This window comes from Peribacillus simplex NBRC 15720 = DSM 1321 (genome assembly GCF_002243645.1).
Classification (GTDB): domain Bacteria; phylum Bacillota; class Bacilli; order Bacillales; family DSM-1321; genus Peribacillus; species Peribacillus simplex.
Window position 1 is genome coordinate 2,050,019 of record NZ_CP017704.1, and the last position, 22,323, is coordinate 2,072,341.

At 38.7% G+C, this 22,323-nt stretch carries 23 protein-coding genes and 1 riboswitch; of the genes, 5 read left to right on the plus strand and 18 right to left on the minus strand.

Features of this window, described 5'->3' with window-relative positions; all coding sequences use genetic code 11:
* Positions 1-63: 63 nt before the first annotated feature.
* Positions 64-624, plus strand: coding sequence for a nitroreductase family protein (locus BS1321_RS09730; RefSeq protein ID WP_063235320.1), 561 nt, complete (start codon positions 64-66; stop codon positions 622-624).
* A gap of 158 nt (positions 625-782) precedes the next feature.
* On the opposite strand, the gene BS1321_RS27455 is transcribed toward BS1321_RS09730, so the two are convergent.
* The 3 genes from BS1321_RS27455 to queF form a co-directional block, all read right to left on the minus strand.
* A complete protein-coding gene (locus tag BS1321_RS27455; RefSeq protein WP_144478811.1) occupies positions 783-1,025 on the minus strand; it encodes a GHKL domain-containing protein in 243 nt (80 codons plus the stop codon).
* Positions 1,026-1,324: 299 nt separating this feature from the next.
* Positions 1,325-2,671, minus strand: coding sequence for an aspartate kinase (locus tag BS1321_RS09735; RefSeq protein ID WP_063235319.1), 1,347 nt, complete (start codon positions 2,669-2,671; stop codon positions 1,325-1,327).
* 202 nt (positions 2,672-2,873) lie between these two features.
* Positions 2,874-3,374 (minus strand): preQ(1) synthase, encoded by a 501-nt coding sequence (queF, locus tag BS1321_RS09740; protein ID WP_061461394.1) that lies wholly within the window; start codon positions 3,372-3,374, stop codon positions 2,874-2,876.
* 104 nt (positions 3,375-3,478) lie between these two features.
* Positions 3,479-3,524, minus strand: a riboswitch (PreQ1 riboswitch).
* 130 nt (positions 3,525-3,654) lie between these two features.
* Between queF and BS1321_RS09745 the strand changes: the two genes are divergently transcribed.
* Together BS1321_RS09745 and BS1321_RS28125 are read left to right on the plus strand one after the other, a co-directional pair.
* A complete protein-coding gene (locus tag BS1321_RS09745) occupies positions 3,655-4,512 on the plus strand; it encodes a DMT family transporter (protein WP_230160014.1) in 858 nt (285 codons plus the stop codon).
* Between the two features lie 93 nt (positions 4,513-4,605).
* On the plus strand, positions 4,606-4,896 hold the full coding sequence (locus BS1321_RS28125) for a BA3454 family stress response protein (protein ID WP_063235317.1): 291 nt from the start codon (positions 4,606-4,608) through the stop codon (positions 4,894-4,896).
* A 293-nt stretch (positions 4,897-5,189) separates the two neighbouring features.
* On the opposite strand, the gene BS1321_RS09755 is transcribed toward BS1321_RS28125, so the two are convergent.
* The 8 genes from BS1321_RS09755 to BS1321_RS09790 form a co-directional block, all read right to left on the minus strand.
* The gene (locus BS1321_RS09755; RefSeq protein WP_411836498.1) at positions 5,190-5,645 is read right to left on the minus strand and encodes a YfmQ family protein; all 456 of its coding nucleotides are present in this window, start codon (positions 5,643-5,645) and stop codon (positions 5,190-5,192) included.
* 324 nt (positions 5,646-5,969) lie between these two features.
* Complete coding sequence (qoxD, locus tag BS1321_RS09760; protein WP_063235316.1) at positions 5,970-6,254, minus strand: cytochrome aa3 quinol oxidase subunit IV; 285 nt, start codon at positions 6,252-6,254, stop codon at positions 5,970-5,972.
* Position 6,255: 1 nt separating this feature from the next.
* Positions 6,256-6,852, minus strand: coding sequence for a cytochrome aa3 quinol oxidase subunit III (qoxC, locus tag BS1321_RS09765; protein WP_063235315.1), 597 nt, complete (start codon positions 6,850-6,852; stop codon positions 6,256-6,258).
* Positions 6,852-8,798, minus strand: coding sequence for a cytochrome aa3 quinol oxidase subunit I (qoxB, locus tag BS1321_RS09770; protein WP_063235314.1), 1,947 nt, complete (start codon positions 8,796-8,798; stop codon positions 6,852-6,854). The genes qoxC and qoxB overlap by 1 nt, the downstream gene beginning before the upstream one ends.
* A gap of 73 nt (positions 8,799-8,871) precedes the next feature.
* Entirely contained in the window at positions 8,872-9,804 is a 933-nt protein-coding gene (qoxA, locus tag BS1321_RS09775) for a cytochrome aa3 quinol oxidase subunit II (protein ID WP_063235313.1), read from the minus strand.
* Positions 9,805-10,961: 1,157 nt separating this feature from the next.
* Positions 10,962-11,276, minus strand: coding sequence for a hypothetical protein (locus tag BS1321_RS09780; protein WP_063235312.1), 315 nt, complete (start codon positions 11,274-11,276; stop codon positions 10,962-10,964).
* 264 nt (positions 11,277-11,540) lie between these two features.
* Positions 11,541-12,776, minus strand: coding sequence for a S1C family serine protease (locus BS1321_RS09785; protein WP_063235311.1), 1,236 nt, complete (start codon positions 12,774-12,776; stop codon positions 11,541-11,543).
* Positions 12,777-12,967: 191 nt separating this feature from the next.
* Positions 12,968-13,648, minus strand: a complete 681-nt coding sequence (locus BS1321_RS09790) for a hypothetical protein (protein ID WP_063235310.1) — start codon at positions 13,646-13,648, stop codon at positions 12,968-12,970.
* Between the two features lie 189 nt (positions 13,649-13,837).
* Between BS1321_RS09790 and BS1321_RS09795 the strand changes: the two genes are divergently transcribed.
* Complete coding sequence (locus tag BS1321_RS09795; protein ID WP_063235309.1) at positions 13,838-14,194, plus strand: hypothetical protein; 357 nt, start codon at positions 13,838-13,840, stop codon at positions 14,192-14,194.
* 122 nt (positions 14,195-14,316) lie between these two features.
* Here BS1321_RS09795 and BS1321_RS09800 read toward each other — a convergent pair whose 3' ends face one another.
* The 4 genes from BS1321_RS09800 to BS1321_RS09810 all read right to left on the minus strand — a co-directional run bounded on the left by BS1321_RS09800 (position 14,317) and on the right by BS1321_RS09810 (position 18,140).
* Positions 14,317-14,769 carry a helix-turn-helix domain-containing protein gene (locus BS1321_RS09800; protein WP_063235308.1) on the minus strand — a complete coding sequence of 151 codons (453 nt, stop codon included), beginning with the start codon at positions 14,767-14,769 and terminating at the stop codon, positions 14,317-14,319.
* Positions 14,770-14,934: 165 nt separating this feature from the next.
* Positions 14,935-15,090, minus strand: a complete 156-nt coding sequence (locus BS1321_RS27465; protein ID WP_155726514.1) for a hypothetical protein — start codon at positions 15,088-15,090, stop codon at positions 14,935-14,937.
* Between the two features lie 558 nt (positions 15,091-15,648).
* Entirely contained in the window at positions 15,649-16,869 is a 1,221-nt protein-coding gene (hmpA, locus tag BS1321_RS09805) for an NO-inducible flavohemoprotein (RefSeq protein ID WP_063235307.1), read from the minus strand.
* Between the two features lie 287 nt (positions 16,870-17,156).
* Complete coding sequence (locus BS1321_RS09810; RefSeq protein WP_063235306.1) at positions 17,157-18,140, minus strand: ketoacyl-ACP synthase III; 984 nt, start codon at positions 18,138-18,140, stop codon at positions 17,157-17,159.
* A gap of 350 nt (positions 18,141-18,490) precedes the next feature.
* Here BS1321_RS09810 and BS1321_RS09815 point away from each other — a divergent pair, with 350 nt between their 5' ends.
* Positions 18,491-19,021 (plus strand): NAD(P)H-dependent oxidoreductase, encoded by a 531-nt coding sequence (locus BS1321_RS09815; RefSeq protein ID WP_063235305.1) that lies wholly within the window; start codon positions 18,491-18,493, stop codon positions 19,019-19,021.
* 72 nt (positions 19,022-19,093) lie between these two features.
* Here BS1321_RS09815 and BS1321_RS09820 read toward each other — a convergent pair whose 3' ends face one another.
* From BS1321_RS09820 to BS1321_RS09830, 3 genes are all read right to left on the minus strand, one after another.
* Positions 19,094-19,453: a winged helix-turn-helix transcriptional regulator gene (locus tag BS1321_RS09820; RefSeq protein WP_063235304.1), complete on the minus strand. Its 360-nt coding sequence runs from the start codon at positions 19,451-19,453 to the stop codon at positions 19,094-19,096.
* A 329-nt stretch (positions 19,454-19,782) separates the two neighbouring features.
* Positions 19,783-20,787, minus strand: a complete 1,005-nt coding sequence (locus BS1321_RS09825) for an ABC transporter permease (protein ID WP_063235303.1) — start codon at positions 20,785-20,787, stop codon at positions 19,783-19,785.
* Between the two features lies 1 nt (position 20,788).
* The gene (locus BS1321_RS09830) at positions 20,789-22,291 is read right to left on the minus strand and encodes a sugar ABC transporter ATP-binding protein (RefSeq protein ID WP_063235302.1); all 1,503 of its coding nucleotides are present in this window, start codon (positions 22,289-22,291) and stop codon (positions 20,789-20,791) included.
* Between the last annotated feature and the right edge of the window lie 32 nt (positions 22,292-22,323).

A 22,323-nucleotide genomic window follows, 5' to 3' on the forward strand; every position in this document is an offset into this window, starting at 1 on the left:
AGCCGGGGATTATTTTTTTTCAACTATTAAACTTACATATATGATTAAAGGAGCAGGATGATCATGAAACTAGAAGATATCATAAAAGAACGGCGCAGCATCAAACGATTTAAGGACATTCCTGTTCCTATTGATACCATCCAAACATTATTGGAAACTTCTACATGGGCACCGAACCATAAAATGACCCAACCATGGCGCTTCGTCGTGGTGCATGGTGATAGCCGTTTAAAACTCGCAGAAGCAACCCGTGCATTCATGGCAAGCAAAGAGAAGGACCCTGAAAAGAAAAAAGCAGCCGGACAACGAGGATATAATAAACTTATAGGTGTACCGATGTTTGTCGCAGTGATCATGGAAGAGAATCCGAATCCTATGACACGTGAAGAAGATTATGCGGCCACAAGTGCCTTGATCCAGAATTTCAGCCTGCTTGCCTGGGAACAAGGAATCGGGATGATATGGGAAACATACGGCATGATACACAGCATGGAATTTCGTGAAGCTTTAGGCGTGAAACCCGGTGAGAAGATCGTCGGTAGCCTTCACGTTGGCTATCCCGATATGATCCCTGCCCCACGGCCAAGGAACGCTATCGATCAACTCCTGACAATTATGGACTAACATAAAAGGAAAGCCTCCAATCATCCATTTGGAGGCTTTCCTTTTATATTTATAGCAATCAATGATTAGCGGGCAAATGTTGTAGTCCACTTATCATAATCCCTTAAAGAGGATTATATAATAGCCGGCACCTTAATTTTCAAATTGAATTCTTCACTTTAATAGGTAAAACCCAAATACCCTTGATGTTTTTTCACGATATCTGCGATGATTTTCGTACCCATCCCTTCACGCGGCCCCAATTTCGTGGTTTGACCGTATTTTTCAAACAGTGCCTCCAGAATGGGATTAGGTATGGGCAGACAGCTGTTATTGCATGATAATAGATACATACGGCTCCGTTTATAAAAACGGAGCGTGATTTGGGCTGGCTCCCCTCTTTCCTCCTGCCATGATGCCACTCTTTAAAGAATTGATATATACGGTGTGATCGATATTCAGAATACCTTTCTTACAGCCAGCTCCCTAATTGTCTCGATCATCCTCTTCTTTGCTGTCTCAAGGATATTTTTCTTAAAGGACAAATGGTTACTGAACTAAACATGACGCACTGAATCATCGGCGCGTCTTTTATTCACTCGAACTTAATTCCATGAAAATCATTCGTTTCCCACAATCATGGAATCCACCTTATTACCGGCTTGAAACATTCATAACCCAAAAAACCTCCCTTTTCAAGGAGGTCACTAAACGCTCATACTCAAAAGAACTCGTGATATAATGCCTGAATTGCCGTCTCTTCGTTATGCCCTTTCACACCGAACATCATGCTTACCTCCGAAGACCCCTGATTGATCATCTCAATATTCACCTTTGCTTCTGCCAAGGCTTTTGACGCTCTTGCCGTTGTACCGACATTATGACGCATTCCTTCCCCTACAACCATTATCAAGGCAAGATCGTGCTCCACATTCACTTCATCGGCATGAAGCTCTTTCTTGATTCGTGAAATGATTTTTTTCTCGGCTTCACCCTTCATCTGGTCCTGCCTTAGAATAAGCGTCACATCATCAATGCCTGATGGAATATGCTCATATGAAACTCCATAATCTTCAAGGATGTGCAGCAGTTTCCGGCCAAAACCAACTTCCCGGTTCATCAAATATTTGCTAATGTAAATACTGCAAAATCCTTTATCACTTGCTATTCCAATAACCGGCCCGTTCGTATTATCCCGTGTACTCACAATGCGGGTCCCTTGTGCCGCCGGATTGTTCGTATTCTGGATATGGACAGGTATTCCCGCACGGAATGCAGGTATCAGCGCCTCATCATGAAATACCGAGAAACCTGCATAAGAAAGCTCCCGCATTTCACGATAGGTTAATTCCCGGATTCCCTTGGGATTGGAAACCACATTTGGATTCACCGCATAAACGGCATCCACGTCCGTAAAGTTCTCATACAAATCAGCTTTGACCCCATTCGCAAGAATCGAACCCGTAATATCGGAACCGCTCCTTGAGAAGGTTAAAACATCACCATCTAACGTATACCCGAAGAACCCTGGGAATACTACGATTCCAGGCTCATCACGCAGAGCATATAACCGATCATAAGACTCTGGTAGCACTTTGGTAAATCCACCTTCATCCGTTACGATCAAGCCAGCCTTCTTCGGATTTATATATTGTGCTTCTACCCCACGGCTTTGGAAATAACCTGCGACAAGCTTCGCATTATTATCTTCGCCACTGGCCTTCAAGGCATCCAAATAGCGCTTCGGGTTAGTTTGGTCTGCATGTAACAGTGCCATTAAATTTTCATGAATCCCAGTGATGACACTCTCGGATATATCAAGCTCTTCAGCAATGCTCGCATAGCGGGATACGACATCTTCTATCAAATACTCTCCGTTATCCCCGCGCAGCTGCTGTTCTGCAGCCCCTATCAATAAATCCGTCACCTTTATATCATCGGAATTGCGTTTCCCTGGAGCCGAAACGACTACAATCTTTCTCTCTGGATCAGAAACAACAATTTCGAATACCTTCCTCAACTGTTCACCTGATGCAAGTGAACTTCCGCCAAACTTTGCAACTTTCATCTCGACATCCCCTATTTTCGTAAATATTCTGTCAAAATCAACTCTCCCTATTATTACGCTTTTTCGCGAAACAATCAAGTGTGAATTCCATTATAGGAGGACATTTGTATTTTTTAAAAGGACAAAGCGGCAGGACCACCGATCGAGAATGGCTAAAAACAAAAAAAGACAACGGGCATATGCCCATTGTCTTTCGTATTCTTTAGCGATTATCGACTGTTTCCGGGTATAAATCATGGTTCATCAAGCGGTAATCTGCCATTTCCTCATACTTCGTACCTGGTTTCCCATAATTTGTGTAAGGGTCGATGGAAATTCCGCCCCTAGGTGTAAACTTGCCCCAGACTTCAATATATTTAGGATCCATCAATTCGATTAAATCATTCATGATGATGTTCATGCAGTCTTCATGGAAATCACCGTGATTGCGGAAGCTGAATAAATAAAGTTTCAAAGACTTGCTTTCCACCATTTTCACACTGGGAATATAGCTGATGTAAATGGTTGCAAAATCCGGCTGGCCCGTTATCGGACATAAGCTAGTGAATTCCGGGCAATTGAATTTGACGAAATAATCCCGGTTCGGATGCTTGTTATCGAATGACTCAAGGATTTCAGGTGCATAGTCAAATGTATATTTTGTTCCTTGATTCCCAAGCAGTGTGATATCTTTTTTTAATTCTTCTTCTTTTCTTCCAGACATTAAAAGTCCTCCTAATCCCAGGTTACAGGGAGATTCATAAAGTGGGCCTCTATATAACAAAAACCATATCTCCTCAAAGATATGGTTGATTCGCGAAAAATATCAAAGCCATAGTTTTTTTAAGAGGGTGATGCTATGAACCTCTCCCGTTTATCGGGAAATATTTTAAAATTGTCATAGTTAATATAGAAAAAAATATCTAATCTGTCAATCATACTTTTTAAATTTGGTTTGATTCCTGCATGCTTTCAGCTTAAAATGTAGAAGAAGTTTATCCTACATGAAGGAAGAGATTAAGTCAATGTGGATTTTTGCAGCGCTCATCACGAGTTTATGTTTCGGAATCAATAACAGCATTTTTAAATGGAGTAGCGGAAAAGGTTACTCAAAGGTACATATCCAATTTTTCTTTTATTTTTCAGCATTCATTTTGTCTATATTTTATGGAGTACTTGTGGATGGTTTGCACCTGAACTGGCTGTCTATCATGCTTGGTGCAGCCATTGGGGTACTGAACGCTAATGGTAATCTCCAGATGGCAAGCGCCTTTGAAAAAGGGCCGGCAAGCTTGACATCTCCATTAATCGCAGCGAATGCAATATTCCCCATTCTCTGTGCAGCTTTAATTTTTCACGAACATATTTCTTCCTTGCAGTGGAGTGGAATTGTCTGCATGTTTCTCGCTACCTTAGTCATTCAGTATACACCTAATGCTAAAGGTAACCACCAATATGTCCCTTGGATAATGCACACATTATTATCCATCTTATCTTTTGGTGTGCTCGGCATTCTAATGACGACATCAACACGTCTTCATTTAAACTCCCTCGATATCCTAGTATCAATGTACGGAGGAGGAATGCTTTATCTTCTTTCGGTGCTGGCCTTTAAAAATGAAAAAATCAAGCTAAATGAAGTCAAAATCGGTTCCTTAGTAGGCTTATTAAGCACCATTGGCTATGGATGTTATTTCTTTGCGTTGAACACCGGCATCGCAAGCATCATTTTCCCTGTCGTCAGCCTGAACTGTTTGGTTGTCGTATTCGCTGGATGTTATTTATTCAAGGAAAAACTAAAAACCTATCAAATTGCCGGCGTACTTGCTGCATTAATCGGTATTATATTAACTAAAATATGAATATAGTTCATTTGCAAAAAACGACCTGGCTGTCATGTGCACACAAGCCAGGTCGTTTGAATTTGGCCGGGAAGTCGGGTTGGTCAAAAAAAAGTGTTGACACATCCCAAAAAATATCAGATAATTTTGAATATTAATTCTTTAGATTTTACAGCTTTTGAAATGTTTGAAAAATCCTCTGCCACGGGTATTAAAGAAATAGGTATAACCACCTCATTTAATTCTGAATTAAGAAAGGAAAGATGCATAATGGTAAAAGTTACAGTAACAGTTGATTTCCAAGGAAAATCTTATCAAACAAATGTCCTTACTAAACCGGGTACTGATCATGAAGTAATTTTACAACAAGCCCTTCATCAAGTTGAAAAACAATGGAAAGCATAAAAAGGCAGGCATCGTAATAGATACCTGCTTTTTTATTACCATTTAATAATTTCCAAAATACTATTCATATGCACTATTAAAGAACCTCTTACAGCAATTCCCTCACTTTTAATTATTTTTCCAAAATACACTAAAATACAAGGCTTTCAGTGTGGACGTTAACCTCTCAATCTGAATAACAAGTAATTCAGAATTTTTTATAATGAAAAAAGTACCTAAATGAAAGGGGATTACACAATAAAAGAATTATAAAAAAGGACGGTCTTTTTAAGGACCGTCGTCTTAATGTACTTTTAAGCTAAATTACTTATTAATGGCACGGAACGTTCTTGGAGGCTATCGGAAAACAAACTATAAGAAATGACTTTCTTCTTGTATTGTTTAACTACATCCACTTGGTCATTGTAAATGTACACAAATAACCTAACATCCTTTTTACCTCTTTTAGTATCAATGACCAATGGAGACCCACTATTTCCGGGATGCAAAAACAATTGCTCGTTCCCTGGGAAAATATGATTTTTTTTCAAAAATCTAGCGTTATTAAAATAATTAATACCTTGAATTTTTTCTTCACCTTCCAAACGTTTTCCTTCAAAGGTTACGATCGCATTCTCGTCACTAATTTCAGAGTGTATTTTAAATTTGCTGATAATCCAATTAACTGCATCAGTTGGAAGACAGGAAACCAATATTTTTAACAAACTCAAGATAATTGTCAAAATCAAAACCGGCAATGTCAATTTCATCATCTCCGCCACGTTTATGAATTAATTCTTATATCGCTTATTATATCAAAAGGACTGACAGTTTTTCTTAGAGAATGTGTCGTTCTATTAACGTTTTACTTAGTAAAACCTTGCACTTAAACGCAAGGGCGCACTCCAAAGGGGGAAATTTTTCTTTTAATAAATATAATGTTCCGAAATGGTTATACTAAACAAAATGGGTCATCCACATCCTTCATAACCATACAAATTTCTATGAATGAAGTGGATAAAGCGGTATATGTTTTCAACTATTAAACACAAAAAAACTGGGCGTCATCAAGACGCCCAGTTTTCCGGAATAGATTATTGATATCCCCAAACCATTGTTAGCAATGTACCGAAAATCGTAACCAATGCAACGAACAATCCGTAATAAACGTTTGTGTAAATCGATGCTTTATCTTCAGACTCTCCTGCGTGCATGAACATAACAAATTGAAGTGCAGCTTGCATGAAAGCTGTAACGAGTAGAATGATCACAGCCATTTTAAGTGAGAGATCAAACACAATAACTGATAGTGCGACCAAAGTCAGGATTAGTGAAAAAGCAAATCCCATAACTTGGCCCCGTGGGAATAATTCTTTCATATTACATCATTCCTTTCAGGTAGACGAAACTGAAGATGAAAATCCAGACAACGTCCAAGAAATGCCAGTAAAGTGAAAAGATGAAAGCCTTGTTTGTTGTTTGTGGAGTCATACCACGCTTTTTAATCTGCATGATGATGAAGGTTCCCCAGAATAAACCAAGTGTAACGTGAGCTCCATGCGTACCTAGTAATGTGAACAAACTAGATAAGAAAGCACTTGTTTGAATGGTTGCTCCTTCATGTACATACTCCACGAATTCATAAATTTCGACTCCCAAGAAGCCTAAACCAAGAATAAGGGTGATAATGAAGAAACCAATCGTTGCTTTCTGCCTGCCAAGTCTCATTGCATTGATTCCAAGACCTATGGTAAAACTACTAGTTAAAAGAAAGATTGTTTGAAACATTAGGGTTGGGACTTTAAAAAGATGTTCCCCTGTTGGACCATTTCCAGTTCCATCAACTAATACAAAATAAGTGGCGAACAGTGTAGCGAAAAGAGCTATTTCTGCCCCCAAGAAAATCCAGAATCCAAAAATCTTTAAGCGATTTTCTTCCGTGCTATATTCTAGTGGCAGCGAGTTATCTATTTTCATTACTTAGCACCTCGCAATTTATTTTCAGTTTCTTCGATCTCTTCAACAGAGATATAACGTCCGTGATCTTTTTCGAATGAACGGTGAATCATACAAGCAAAGATACCGATCGTTGCAATGATTGCAATGATCCACATGCTGAATACCATTGCAAAGCCCCAAACGAAGAAGATACAGCTCATGATAAACGGCACGCCACTGTTATTTGGCATATGAATCTTTTCTACTTTACCGCCAAATAATTTAAAGCCTTTTTTCTTTGAATCCCAGAATGCTTCTGTAGAATCAACTGTTGGCACAACTGCAAAGTTATATTCAGGGATTGGTGTATGTGTAGCCCACTCAAGAGAACGTGCATCCCATGGATCGTTTGAAATATTTCTTGATGCATAACGAGTGCTCCAATAGATATTGTACACAATTAGTGCAAAACCTATTGCCAAGCCAATCGCTCCAACGAAAGAGAGCATATTCAATGGACCATACCCTGTTGATTCAGAGTACGTATACATACGACGTGCCTGCCCATCTAAACCAGTGATGAACATCGGGAAGAATGTTACATTAAAGCCGATTGTAATGAACCAGAACGACCATTTCCCAATTTTTTCGCTCAACATGAAACCGAACATTTTTGGCCACCAGTACGTGAAACCAGCAAGTACGGCAAATACAGTACCAGGGATTAAAACGTAGTGGAAGTGAGCTACTAAGAACATTGTATTATGGTATTGGTAGTCAGCACTTGCCATTGCAAGCATAACCCCTGTTACCCCACCGAGCGTGAAAATCGGAATGAAAGCTAAAGAGTATAGCATTGGAACGGTAAAAACGATTTTACCTTTCCAAAGTGTGAACAACCAGTTGAAAATCTTAACACCAGTCGGGACGGCAATTGCCATCGTGGTAATCGAGAAGATACCATTAACCATTGCACCGTGACCCATTGTATAGAAATGGTGAGCCCATACAATGAAAGATAGAGTAGAAATAGCTACCATGGAGATAACCATCGAATTATACCCGTACAGGTTACGACGTGCAAATGTTGAAATGATTTCACTGTAAATACCGAAAGCTGGAAGAATTACTATATAAACTTCAGGATGTCCCCAAACCCAGAACAAGTTAGCCCAAAGCATATCGCTACCGCCATTGGCCATCGTAAAGAATTGAGTTCCGAATAGACGATCCATAGTCATCAACGCAAGTGCCACTGTCAATACAGGGAAAGCGAAAACGATAATGAAGTTTGTGATCAAGATAGACCATGTGAACATTGGCATTTTCATTAAGTTCATGCCAGGTGCTCTCATTTTCAAGATTGTTACGATAAAGTTAATACCAGTCAGTAATGTACCGATACCAGCTATTTGAAGTGCAATCGCATAATAGTTGGAACCTACTGATTCACTGAAATCATTACTTGCCAGTGGGAAGTAAGATGTCCAACCTGCATCAGGCGAACCACCGACTACGAAAGAGATGTTAAATAGCATTGCCCCCATGAAGAATAACCAGAAGCTTACTGCGTTTAGACGTGGGAATGCTACGTCACGCGCTCCAATTTGCAATGGTGTGACAATGTTCATTAACCCAATGATAAATGGCATAGCCATGAACAGGATCATGACGACCCCGTGTGTTGTAAATACCTCATTATAATGCTGTCCATCCAAAAGACCGTTATCTGGAATAGCCGTTTGAGCACGCATCATAAGAGCATCGACGCCACCACGGAAGAGCATAAGCAGTGCTGCCAAGATGTACATGATACCAATACGTTTATGGTCAACCGTTGTTAACCACTCACGCCATAAGTAACCCCATTTTTTAAAATAGGTAATTCCGGCAACAACCGCAATCATGGTTAAGCCAATGGCAACCATGGATGCATAAATCGCAGGACTTGGATGAGGTACGGCAAATCGATCAAAGTAATCCATACTTTTGTGACTCCTTTCAGGAAAATATTCCTTATCTTGTAAACCTAGAAATTTTATCTTACGAAATTAATTCTTAGTGATCATGATTCATGTTGCTGTGTTCTGAATGTTCCTCGTGTGAATCCTTGGAATCATTTTCTTCAGTATCAGAAGATCCGTGGTTACCATGACCAGCATGTTCCCCTTCAGGAGCTGGAGAAAACTCTAAGTGAGTTCCAGTGTAAGTGGATTGGCCCACATGACCAGGTTTTAATAATTCATTGAATTTTTCCTCAGTAATCGGTTTAGCAGTAGCTTTAATTTCATCTACCCACTTATCGTATTCTTTTGCTGAAAGTACATTAACGTTGAACGTTTGCTGAGCAAAACCTGAACCACTGAAGTTTGAATTTCGACCCATATACTCTCCTGGTACATCAGCTGCTAAATGCAACGTATTTACCATGTTCGACATCGCGTATTTTTGTCCTCCAAGTTGCGGAATCCAGAAACTGGAGATTGGACCGTATGAGTAAAGTTTAAATTCAATTGGTCGGTCAGTAGGTAAAAACAGATAGTTGACTGTTTCGATATCTTCTTCCGGATAACTAAAATGCCACTTCCAGTTAGAAGATGAAGCATAAATAACTAATGGTTCTTGATCTGCATATCCTTTAGGTGTTGCCTCAACTTCATTTGTTGTTTTAACAGTAACAACGGATAGGAAAGCGACGATCAAAATTGGGATCGCAACCCAAATTATTTCAAGAACCTTACTTCCTTCAATATGAGGCGGTTCATAATCATCACGTTGTTTGGAAGCACGATACTTCATTATCATGAAGATATACAGTACCATAACGACAAGGACGACAAAGGCCATTGTCCATATCGAAATCATAATAACATCTGCTTGTGTTGCAGCTACTGGCCCTTTAGGGTCCAAGACCATTAATGGGTTATCGCAACCGGTTAGCACAGTGGCAATTGTAAAAAGTATAGTTAATAGAGCCCATTTTATTTTCATAGTACTACCCCTTTCTTACATAATAAAATTCCAATTGGTAATTATTCGGACAAAGTGTTACCATGTTCACAAACCCGACATACCAATATTAATCCCAAGTCTAAAAAAAGACAATACAAAGTGACATCTGTCACATAAAGTTCAATAAAAAGCAGTAAGAAGATGGTAAATGAACAGAAATGTTCGAAAATCTTCAGCAAATGAAATATAATAAATGTTTAATAAATTACCTATGGAAAATCCACTTATCAGTACTAGATTGCAATAGTACCGGTCACTTCCCGTTTAATATTACTCTAATATAATGAAATAAAATTTCCACATTATATTCACGTATATATTACCTCAAAACTTCTTAAGATTATGAATTATATTACCTATCCTGTTAATTAGATATATATCGTAGTAAAACGTGATTTAAAACGGATTTTCTTCACTCGGCCATGGAAGTTGGCAAATGGTTGCCGCATTGTACAAAATGCTATATTCATGCTTCAATCCCCTTATGACCCAACACTGGTCAATATTATATATATATAAGGAAACAACGAGTGTGAAATGTAATTGATTCTTTCTTCTCGCATTACTTATTGACCTAACAGTATTCCTAAAGTGGTCATGGGTGGAAATAATTCAGGTGTCAGTCAAACTTGTTGCAACTATAGTCAAGTTGTTTATCAATCAATTTCAGTAGGACAGGACAAAAACTATTTTGGATCAATCAACTCCGACTTTTGGAAACTCACTACTCAAAACCCCATATTGATAACGGAATCCCTTTTGTATCATCAAGTAAAAGTACATAAAAAAAACCACGAGAAAAGGACTTTTTAAAAGTGTCCTTTTCTCGTGGATATAGTTCAAAATATAATGTGAAAACTTCCTGGCGTTCAGGCAGTTTGGTTTGAATGTCCAAGCACATCGTATGTATTTCAAAGGGTTGCTGAAATATATTTTTGGTACATAACGAGTGCAATATATTGTATTGAATTAAAAAGTAGCCAACTGCCAAGTCCTACACAAAATGAAAGCGCATTCAATCATTCAGATCAGGTTGATTCAAATTCTTTAGAAAGGCGAACAGCTCAGCTGGTTATGTTCATTCATGTTAGTTAAGCTGATGTTAGAATGCCAGTTCATTAAGCTACATACCTGGTTTAGTTACTGAATTCTGTACTTCTTTTTGTTTGAGGTTTAGCATTTGATTTAATTTTTATGATTTTAGTCGTTTCCGGTTCAATTCTTTTACCTTTATGTGTATTCATTACCATTTCTTCTGTCAGGACAAAAAATATACCAACTAGAAAAATTGCAGCTGCGCTTAGTGTGATGGCAATTCCAACAGCGGTAAATATATAATCCTTATTGTAATCGCTTACAAAGAAACTTAAAGCAAAAATAATAATTCCGATTACACAACCTGTGCCCGATACCCATTTCACTGCATCTAACATCTTCTGATTAGCTTCCATAATTTCATCCCCTTTCTTTCTATTTTATGACATTTCACAAATTTGTCAAATCTTTTCTATTTTTTAACATATCCACGATGAAAACCTTGACAAATAGAGGCCGGCACTATTCACTTTTAGGTACTAAAGACTATATGAAAGTTCTTCAAAAACAGTGCAAATACACTATCTATTTTTCCGATATTAACCTTTTGTATATTATTAAAAACTTCTCAACTGCCAATTAAAAGACCCCTGATGAATAATCAGGGGTCTAACCACTTTCTATGGTTTTTGCAAGGTTAACGTTATCGTTTTCTCTTCAGTGCCTCGATATACTTTAACCTTTACTTTATCGCCGATTTTCTTATCTGTATATAAGTACTTCCTTAATGCAGCGGCAGTATTTATTTTCGTTCCATCAATCTCAACGATGATATCCTGTTGCTTAAGCCCTCCATTCGCCGCAGCTGATCCCGCTTCTATACTCGTCACCATTACACCGGCCTTTGCGGCTTCAGGAACATTTTGAATGTAATATTGCGGCAGTTCTTCTATACTGGCCAAACTGACTCCTAAGTATGGGCGCGTGATTTTTCCATTTTCAATCAGCTCCGTAACTATCGGAATCACATCATTACTTGGTATAGCAAACCCTAAGCCTTCCACACCGTTTTCGGAAATCTTCAAACTGTTTATGCCGATCACTTCCCCAGCGGTGTTGATTAAAGCACCGCCGCTATTGCCAGGGTTGATCGCTGCATCTGTTTGAAGGACATCAAGTTCCCACTCCCCGTCCGAGGTATCGACTGAAATGGAGCGTCCGGTCGCACTGACGATCCCTTGTGTAACCGATCGTGAAAAATCAAGTCCAAGTGGGTTGCCAATTGCCAATACTTCTTCACCTGGACGCATGCTATCAGAATTCCCGAATTTAATTCCCTCCGGTGCTTTCGAGGCATCAATTGTCAAAACCGCTAAATCCGTCAAAGCATCAGCCCCGACAACTGCTGCCGTTGCCTTTTGTCCATCATACAATGAAATTTCGACTTCCTTAGCTCCTTCAATAACATGATTGTTCGTGATGATATAGGCTTTCCCATCAGCTTTTTTATAAATGACCCCTGAGCCAGTGCCGCTTTCAACCGTTTCGCTCTCGGTGCTTTGCCGCTGGTACGGGTTCTGGGTTTGCATCTCCTGTAAATTCACGACCCCTACAATCGATTTGGATGCTGATTCGACCATCTGTGCCCTATCATTTGAATCCGTACTTGTCGATAACTTTTCCGCAGTGACACTTTTATTCTTTTCAACACTTTCCGTTTGCTGTACACCTGCCGTTTTGGTTGACTCATTCACTGAACTTTTCCCTTGATCTATAAAGTCCCCGCCAAATAGAAATACAGACGATGTAACCATAGAAGCAACCGTTCCGGAAACAAGGCTGGTTATCCAAAGAGACTTACCCTTTTTCCGTTCTGCCTTGACTCTGACTTGCTCCTCACCATTATAATTCTCCATCTTTATCCCTCCTATGATTGTCCTTTACTTGGCTCAATCATAAACAGTAAATATTAAAAAATTCTTAAGAAAATAAAGAATAAGGCGACCTTTTTACAAAAATTATAAAATTTTATCGAATCCTGTATTTTGCGGCGTCACAAAATAAAAAGGCCTCAACAGGGGCCTTCAATTCCACCATTCAGTTATCCTTACATGACTTCATATACTTCTTTAGTCTTCTTATTCACGCCATACCAGCCCCAAGTAGTGGTGTGGCCACTTTTCTGACTAGGTTCATCCACCTCGAAAACATGAAAAATATAATCTCCCTTTTCGGCATCATGATCATATTCGATATGCAAATGCGGAAAGTTTTCCATATCCACGTAATCCTTCACAAGCTTCTCCGCCTGAGATTTACTTAATGTACTAACCGAATCCTTGCTTCCTTCTTTGCCTTTTGTTTCCGTAGCCGCCTTATCTTCTACTTTAGATCCGTCCTTAGTTGTTTCCTCCGCCGGTTCCATTTCGTCATTTCCCTCTACTGCTTCTATCGTGGCAGAGTCTGATACCGGGTGCATTTCCACCGCCTTTGCAACCATTAGTTTACCTTCCCGGTATTTTGCTTTATATGCGGTTGCTTCTTCAAAATCTCTTTTGGCCGAATCAAAATCCTGTTCGTCGTATTTCTTCATACCACTCGCCAGAAAACCTGAAAGATCCATTAACTCCCTTGCTTCCGGTGTTTTTGCTTCTTTATAAGCTAATTCAAATGCCTCGTGGGCTTCTAAATAATTTTCCTCATTCAACTGACTTTTCCCTAAATCCATATTGGAATCATAATTCCTTGTTACGCAGCCTGAAGCAATCAACACCAAAAAAATAACCATGATTGACCTCTTCACTATATCTCTCCTCACTTTTCCATAATATTCTGTAAATCTATCTTAAACCATTTGATAAGAAATCCGATACCTCTATTTCCTATCATTTTCATTAAGGAAATGTTTACTTTCATGATTAACTTTTTACAAATAGTGGTACAGAATAGATAAACGCTTGAAAGGATGATAAGCAGAATGATGCAGGAAAAACAGACCTATCATGTCGATTTGGTCAGCGGCGACGTACTTGGACAAAAACTTGAAGAGAATCCGAGCTTCACTGTATACGCAACCGATGAGGAACTTGCAGAATTAAAACAATGCTTGGAGGAACACCGGACAGATGACCTGGAGTCATATGCCCGTTCACATGTGCCCTACCTTCTTTATCATCATGACCGGGCAAATGATAAATACGATGCAGCCATGAAAAGGCTTTATGCCCTCATTTATAAATTAGGGGATGAAACGGCACGAAACCATATTGAAGAAATCGGCATTTTGAAAGATAACAAATTCGAGGGACAAGAAGAAGTGCAAAAGTTCAAATAAGAAATATGAACAGAACCTGAAATTCAAAGGTTCTGTTCTTTTATGATTAAGTTTCAAAAGGTTCCCCCCATAAAAAAAAACCATTTTGTGGTTTATTAAATAGTTTTATTAGCAGAGTTCTTTCAATCTACATATTTATCTTTCAAATAATCTGAACCAATACCACCAATAACCATCAAAGCTAATGGTAAAAAATTCGATACAACTGGCATACTTTTTAAAATGGTAATATCCGTGCCAACAAATTTGTTAAGACCAAAAATAATTAATTTTGACACTAACAAAAATGCACCTAGTAATAACACGATATCAAAAAACATTTTCCTTTTTGGAAATGCTAACTGCTTACTTTCCCGTATTATTTTTTCTTTCAATTCCTCGTCACTCCTTAATAATTCATCTACTGTAATTTGAAATAAATCACTTAAATTAATGAGTACTTCAATACTTGGATAATTTTTTCCCGTTTCCCATTTTGACACAGATTGGCGACTCACATGAATCTTCTCTGCAAGATCATTTTGTGACCAATTTCTTTTTTCTCGTTCTTTTTTTAATCGCTCGCTAAATATCATAATGAGTTCATCGCCTTTCCTTACTCCTAGTATTGTGAGATGAATTATGCAAAGTAAAGATAGTAATAAGCGCATTACTATGCAACTTATGAGTGACACCGAAGAAAACCTTGATATATCAAGGGAATCAGTTTAATTTTCCGGAACTGCTGTAAGTTTTTTCTTTTAAAAAACGTTCCAGTTGATTTCAAAAATCCGCTCCATTTCCGCCGACTGTCTGCCAATCTTCCTCACCGCAAGCGCCTGTGGGGTCTCGGCTAGCCAGTTATTCGGCAGGAGTGTCGCAAATTTCTTCAATCTAAGAGTAGTTATTGTAAGCAACTACTCAATCATATAATTTTTTTATCCAATAAGCCATCTTACTATTACATATATCAAGAATTAACTAATTAACCTCAATTTGAAAAAAAGCCTTGTATAGACAAGATTTTTAAATCTATTTTTTATAAATCCCGCTTGTTTAATTAAACGAAGCATTTTTATATTTCGCTCTTTGAACTCTTTTGCACTAATACTCTTTCACAGTATAACAACAGGCAATTATCAAAGGTTAGTAAGCTTAATATCGTTACATTCAGACTCTAATTGTAGAACTTTATCTTTTCATTATGAAGTTGTCCTGCACATGCAAAAAAAAGGTTGCCTCAGCAACCCTCACTATAATGAAGGAACTGTCTCCAGCTCCCGGTATGAATTCATTGCGTTGAACGTAATAATTAGTTCTCATAACGTTTCATTCATTTGAAGAAACACTCTCATTATCGGAAAATGATTCCCACGTTGTACATAAAGTTCGTAGACTGGAATTAAAAGAGTGGAACATTTAATCTTTTGGGTTCACTTCAATGAAAGATCCTTTTTATTCACAATTTAGTTTACTTATTTTTCTCCTAAAATAGCGAGTGGACTAAATACTTCATAATGAATATGGTCTTTCGATACACTCCATTTATTTAGGGCCTCATTGATTGCTTCCATAAAAGGAATAGGTCCGCAGAAATAAAAATTAGCCTCTTTTGATGGAACGATAGATTGCAGGAAGTCTAAACCAACGTATCCTTCTTTATCAAAATGCCCAGAGGTTCGATCGGCTTCTGTTGGTGCACCATAGACTACAAATGATTTTATATGTTGATGTTCATTCACTATTTGTTGCAGATGATCTTTAAAAGCATGTGTTTGACTATTGCTTGTTGCATGGATAAACGTAACCTGACGTTGTGGTTGCTTTTCTATAATGGTATTTAACATGCTAAGCAAAGGTGTAATGCCAATACCGCCACTAATTAGAACAACGGGTAAATCAGTGTTATCCAGTTCGAAGTCACCTGCTGGAGCAGAAAATTGCAGCGTATCTCCAACTTGCAGCTGTCTATGTAAATAGTTAGATACAATTCCAGATGGAGCATCTCCATGGGCATCTTCACGTTTAACACTAATTCGGTAGTAATCCTTACCAGGTGAATCCGAAAGACTGTAATGGCGTATGTGCGTATATTTCTCGCCAGGAACTTCAGCCTTAAGTGTTAGGTATTGCCCAGCATGATAGGAGGCAATGGGTTTTCCGTCTGTAGGCTTTAGATAAAAGGAGGTTACCACATCACTTTCTTTTATCTTTTTATCGATATTGAAGCTTCGATATCCTTCCCATCCACCAGGCTGATGTTCTGTTTCCTCATAAAGGTTTTTTTCAATATCAATAAAGGCATCTGCAATATAGCCATAGGCCTTTCCCCATGCCTCTATGATTTCATCTGTGGCTGCGTCACCCAACACATCTTTAACTGCTTGAAGCAACGTTTCACCTACAACCGGATACTGTTCAGGCTTGACCCCTATCGCACGATGTTTCTCAGTAACTCTTTTAATTACAGGTTTTATCGCTTCAAGGTTCGTAATATGTTCACCTGCAGCATAGACAGCATACCCCAAGGCCTCTTGTTGAATTCCTCTTTTTTGGTTCGTTTGGTTAAAAAGGTTATACAAATCAGGAGCTTTTGAAAATAGTAATTCATAAAATCTCTTTCCTATTGGTTTACTATGTTCCTTGAGAACAGGTGCTGTTGACTGAACGATTTCTATGGTCTTAGCATCAAGCATGTTAAAATTTCCTCCTCAAATTTCAGGGATATATACTGTAAATAGCATTCCCACTTAATATTGGAGTAAACATGATATTTGGGCCCTGTTCACTTATCACTTACCAACCCAAACTTCTTACTAAAGGCAGGCTTCCGCCCATTTGGAGATTTTGAAATCCCTTAAGATAATTCAAAGACACCATACCTATTAGTACGGTGTCTTTTGTTATTTTAGTATCCTTGGTAACTTAACTGACCCTTTATATCAATAAGAACAAAGCTGCTGATCAGTAACAGAAAAAAGTGTTATAGGGTCCAATTGATAAGCAATCCTGCTTGTGCTAACCCACCACCGAAACCATATAATAAAATCTTCTCACCATTATTGAGCTTTCCTTCATTTACTCCTTGATCTAAAGCTAATGGTATTGTTGCTGAAGAAGTATTTCCATACTCCACTAAGCTATATAAAGTACGCTCAATTGGAAAGCCACTTCTATCACATATTGACTCAATCATTCTTAAATTTGCACTATGCGGTACAAACCAATCAACTTCATTCAAATGAAATTCAGTATTTTTCATCACAGTTTGCATTCCTTTTGGAACAGTAGTAACAGCCCATTTATAAACCTCACGTCCATTTTGTACAAGGTTACCACTATTATTCAAGTCTTCACCATTTATACGTGTCGATAGGTTTGTACTATATAAATTTTTTCCGCCTTCTCCTTCCGAATATAAATGTGAAGAAATAAAACTTGGCTGTTTTTCATCATATTCTACAAGAACTGCTCCTCCACCATCTCCAAATAAAATACAAGTGGCTCGATCTTCATAGTCCATAATTTTAGATAAAGTATCAGCTCCAATAACAAGAACTTTCTTATTTAAACCAGATGTTACTAATCCATTAGCCACATGCAACCCATAAGTAAATCCTGCACAAGCAGCGTTTAAATCAATAGCTCCAGTATTCTTAATACCTAGCTTTGCTTGGACTAAAGAAGCTACACTTGGAGTGTTGAAATCAGGTGTAAAGGTACAGACAATAATCATATCAACATCTTCGACAGATTTATCATACCTTTCCATTAAATCCTTTACAGCTTTATAACTTATATCACTAGTAAACTCTTCTTCATGTGCAATTCTTCGCTCTTTAATACCAGTACGTTTAACAATCCATTCATCATTGGTTTCAATCATTTTTTCTAAGTCCTTATTTGTTAACCTTTTTTCTGGAACATAAGAACCTATCGCAGTAATACGTGCTTTGGATTTGAACATAAAATAACCACCTCGTGTTATGAATTGCATCAATTTTATAACTGATATTAATACCTGGTACTAATTATAAAGTAAAAAAAATCTTATGCAACTACCGGTCCTTTTAAATCCATAAGAAAAAGAGCTGAACGACAAAGAACGATCGCAAATGATAATATAAGAAGATTCTGCTCCTAAATAGTAAGGTATATCGTAGCCAGAGCATCCTGTTAAAACATACGCTTCTTGGTTGTTCTCATTTTGATTTAACACTCTCCTTTAGGTAAGTACCTATACTAAAAGTGCATACTTACGTACTTGCAGAGTGCACTTTATACTTAAGATAAATAATAATTAAGGAGGAGAAATCTTTGAAAACTCTTGTTATCGTATCACACCCAAGTCTAGAAACATCCGTCATAAATAAGCGATGGGTAGAAGAGCTCAGGAAATATCCGGAAAAGTATATAGTACACGAATTGAATAAAGTTTACCCTGACGGAAACATTAATGCGGAAAAAGAACAGCAATTAATCGAATCGCATAGTAATCTTGTTTTACAGTTCCCTTTTTATTGGTTTAATTGTCCGCCTCTCCTAAAAAGATGGCTTGACGATGTTTTTACTTATGGTTGGGCTTATGGTTCAAATGGAGGCGATAAATTAAAGAATCGCAAAGCTGCTTTAGCTGTATCTGCCGGAATTAACAAAGAAGATTATAGTGAAGAGGGAAGATATCGCTATACAATTGAACATTTATTATCTCCCTTTGAAACTACCTTCCTATACTGCAATGCAGATTATCGTTCATTCTTTGCGTTTTATGGTGCTGAAAATGAGCCTTCCGCAAGCGAATTGGAAAAAAGCGCACAAGATTATTTGAATTTTGTCGACAACCTTTAATAGGCAGTTTCATTAAAGAAGTATTTCCTTGTTAGGGAAATACTTCTTTTGATTTAATCAAAATAGCTACACCTACGGCTGTACAGTCTCCTGAGCTGGCAAACTGTTTTTCTCTCCCCACTCGCACATCATATTTAACAATGGAATGAGAGATAGACCACGTTCAGATAATGAATATTCTACTTTCGGGGGTATTTGGGGAAATTCCTTGCGTATGATAAGGCCGTCTGCCTCCAACTCTTTTAACATGATGCTTAGTGTTTTAAAGGAAATGGTACCGATACTTCGCTTCAGCTGATTATGCCGCATAACCTTATTTTCAGACAGCCAATACATTATGATCATTTTATATTTGCCGCCTATTAAGGACAAAGTATATCCAAAGCCAGTGTCATTTGGTTTCACGCCAGTCGGAACACAGGTTTCACGCATAAGTTTACACTCTCCTTTAGATAAGTATAGGATATGAATGTTCATACTTTACAATAGATCATTATCAATCTTATTAAAAGGTAAAGTAAGTTCTCTATAAAAATTAACTATTGTGGTCAATGTTTATACTCCAAAAATGAGGGAGCAAAAGGTCCTCCTGCCCCCATTTTAGCGAAAGTAAAAAGAGTTCATTATTATTAAGTAAAATGATGAAGATCCGAAACTTATATCCATGACCCATCCCTTTAAAAAAAAGGAAAAATCCTGTTGCATATCCAACAGGATTTTTATCAATCTTCAAAATTCACAATTATAGGATTTCTGTCATTTTAGTGTTTTTGTTTGTAATAGGTTACCGCGAGCGCAAGGGCCAGCACTGTTCCTTTGACGATATCCATCGCATAATACGGAACGGACATCATGATCAGCCCATTTTGAAGGATTCCGATCAGGACTGCACCGACAAAGGTTCCAAAGGCATTCGGTTTTCCCGCTCCTAAAACGGAGGAACCAATGAAGGCTGCTGCAACGGCGTCCATTAAATAAGGTGACCCTGAATTGATTTCTGATGTCATGACCCTTGAAGCAAGGACAATACCCCCGATTGCAGCAAATAAAGCTGAAAGCAGGTAGGCAAGGATTTTGTATTTATTGACCGATATCCCGGAAAGTCTCGCTGCTTCCTTATTTCCCCCAATAATGTACATATAACGACCGTGCTTCGTATAAGTCAAAAAGATATGTGTCGCTATCACAATGACTGCCATGATCAGGATTATCCATGGTACCTGGCCAATTTTGGCGAAAAACGGGCTGATCAGTCCTGTTGCGAATGTCCCGTCGGGCATGACCATATTTTGCGAGACCGTGGCCCCCTTGGTATAAGTAAGGGCAATTCCCTGGATAATGAACATGGTGGCCAATGTCATCAGCATGTCGGGAATTCTCAATTTAACGATCATGAATGAATTCAAAGCCCCTACGACAAGTGAGGCACCGATCGCAGCTAATATGGCGATAAATGTATCCTGCGAAAACCAGACAAACATTGATATGACGATGGCATTGGCCAATGATGCGACGGAGCCGACGGAAAGGTCGAAGCCATCCACGCTCAGGGATATCGTAATGCCGATCGCAATGATGGTCACGATTGAAATGGAACGCAGGATGTTGATCAGATTAGTAGTTTGAATGAAAGATGGATTGGACACGGCAAAAACTCCAATCAGAATGATAATCGTCAATATTGTGCCGTATTTATAGAAAAAGTCGAATAGTTCCACCTTTTTCTTCGCTTTCGCTGTCTGTGTAACAGGAATGGGTATGCTCATTCTATTTTCCTCCTGTTGAATAGAATAATAGTTCTTCTTCATTCGTTTTGCTCGTTTCTAATTCGATGACAGTGCTCCCGTCATATAACACATATGTCCGGTTGGTAATGCCAATGATTTCGGAAAGCTCGGATGATGCATAAATGATCGCTTTCCCATTCCTTGCAAGCTTTGCAATCAATTCGAATATATCCTTCTTGGCTCCAACATCGACCCCTTTCGTTGGTTCATCGAATATGTATACATCCGCATCGGCCATAAGCCATTTTCCAATGGCAACTTTTTGCTGGTTACCACCTGAAAGGTTTTCGACATTCACTTCCCCTGAAGGAGTTTTAATGCCAAGACTTGCGATCATTTCCTTCGCCTTTTTCTTTTCCGCCTTACGATCCACGAAGCTGAACGTCTTGCAGAATTTGCCGAGACTGGCTGCAGTCAAGTTCGCCGAGACTGATTCCTGAACAAGGACCCCTTCTTTCCTGCGTTCCTCAGGTACAAGTGCCAGACCGCTTTTTACTGCTTCGTGCGGTGATTTTAAAGAAAGCTTTCGACCATTCAGGATGACTTCGCCCGCTGTGATCGAAGTATGACCGAAAAGGGTTTTACACAGCTCCGTTTTCCCAGCCCCGACCAAACCTGCCAAGCCGATTATCTCGCCAGCTTTAATATTCAGGCTAACATTTTTAACTTTCTCTGCATCTGACAATCCCTTCACTTCCAGAATAACGTCCCCAATCGAAGTATTCACTTCAGGAAACTGTTCATCCATGGTTTTCCCGAGCATGTTCTCTACCACTTCGGTACGGGTTATGTCCTCCTTTTTTCGACACGTGACACGCTCCCCATTCCTCATTATCGTAATTTCCTCACAAATTTCAAAAATCTCAGGCAGACGATGTGAAATGAAAATGATTCCCACGCCTTTTTGCTTTAATTCATTTACAATTCGAAAAAGTTCTGTCGTCTCCGTATGACTTAACGGAGCAGTTGGCTCGTCGAGAATCAGGAATTTGCATTCTGTCGAAACGGCTCTTGCTATCAGGACCATCTGTTTTTCAGCCAAGGTAAGGTCTCTTACCAGCTTTTTCGAAGGGACACGAATTATCATATCTTCAAGAATATAAGCGGCTTGGTTGTGCAGCTCTTTCCATTGGATTCTCTGTTTTTTCCCCATGTTTTGGACCATATCATTCAACATTACATTTTCCCCAACCGTTAAATAAGGGATGAGGGCGGTATCCACTTCCTGATAAACAATTTGAATGCCTTGCTCCTGAGCCGCTTTTGGCGAGCGGATATCCCACTTCATCCCATCAATAAAAATGTCACCTGAATAATGAACATGGGCTCCCGATAAAACTTTCATTAACGTCGATTTCCCTGCTCCGTTTGCACCGACCAATGCGTGGGCTGTTCCTGATTGTACGGAAAAATCAACTTCACTCAGCGCCTTTACCCCCGGAAATTCAATCGAAATCTTCTTCATTTCTAATTGCGTGCCCATGTCCATTCCTCCTTATTGAACAGACACTCCCT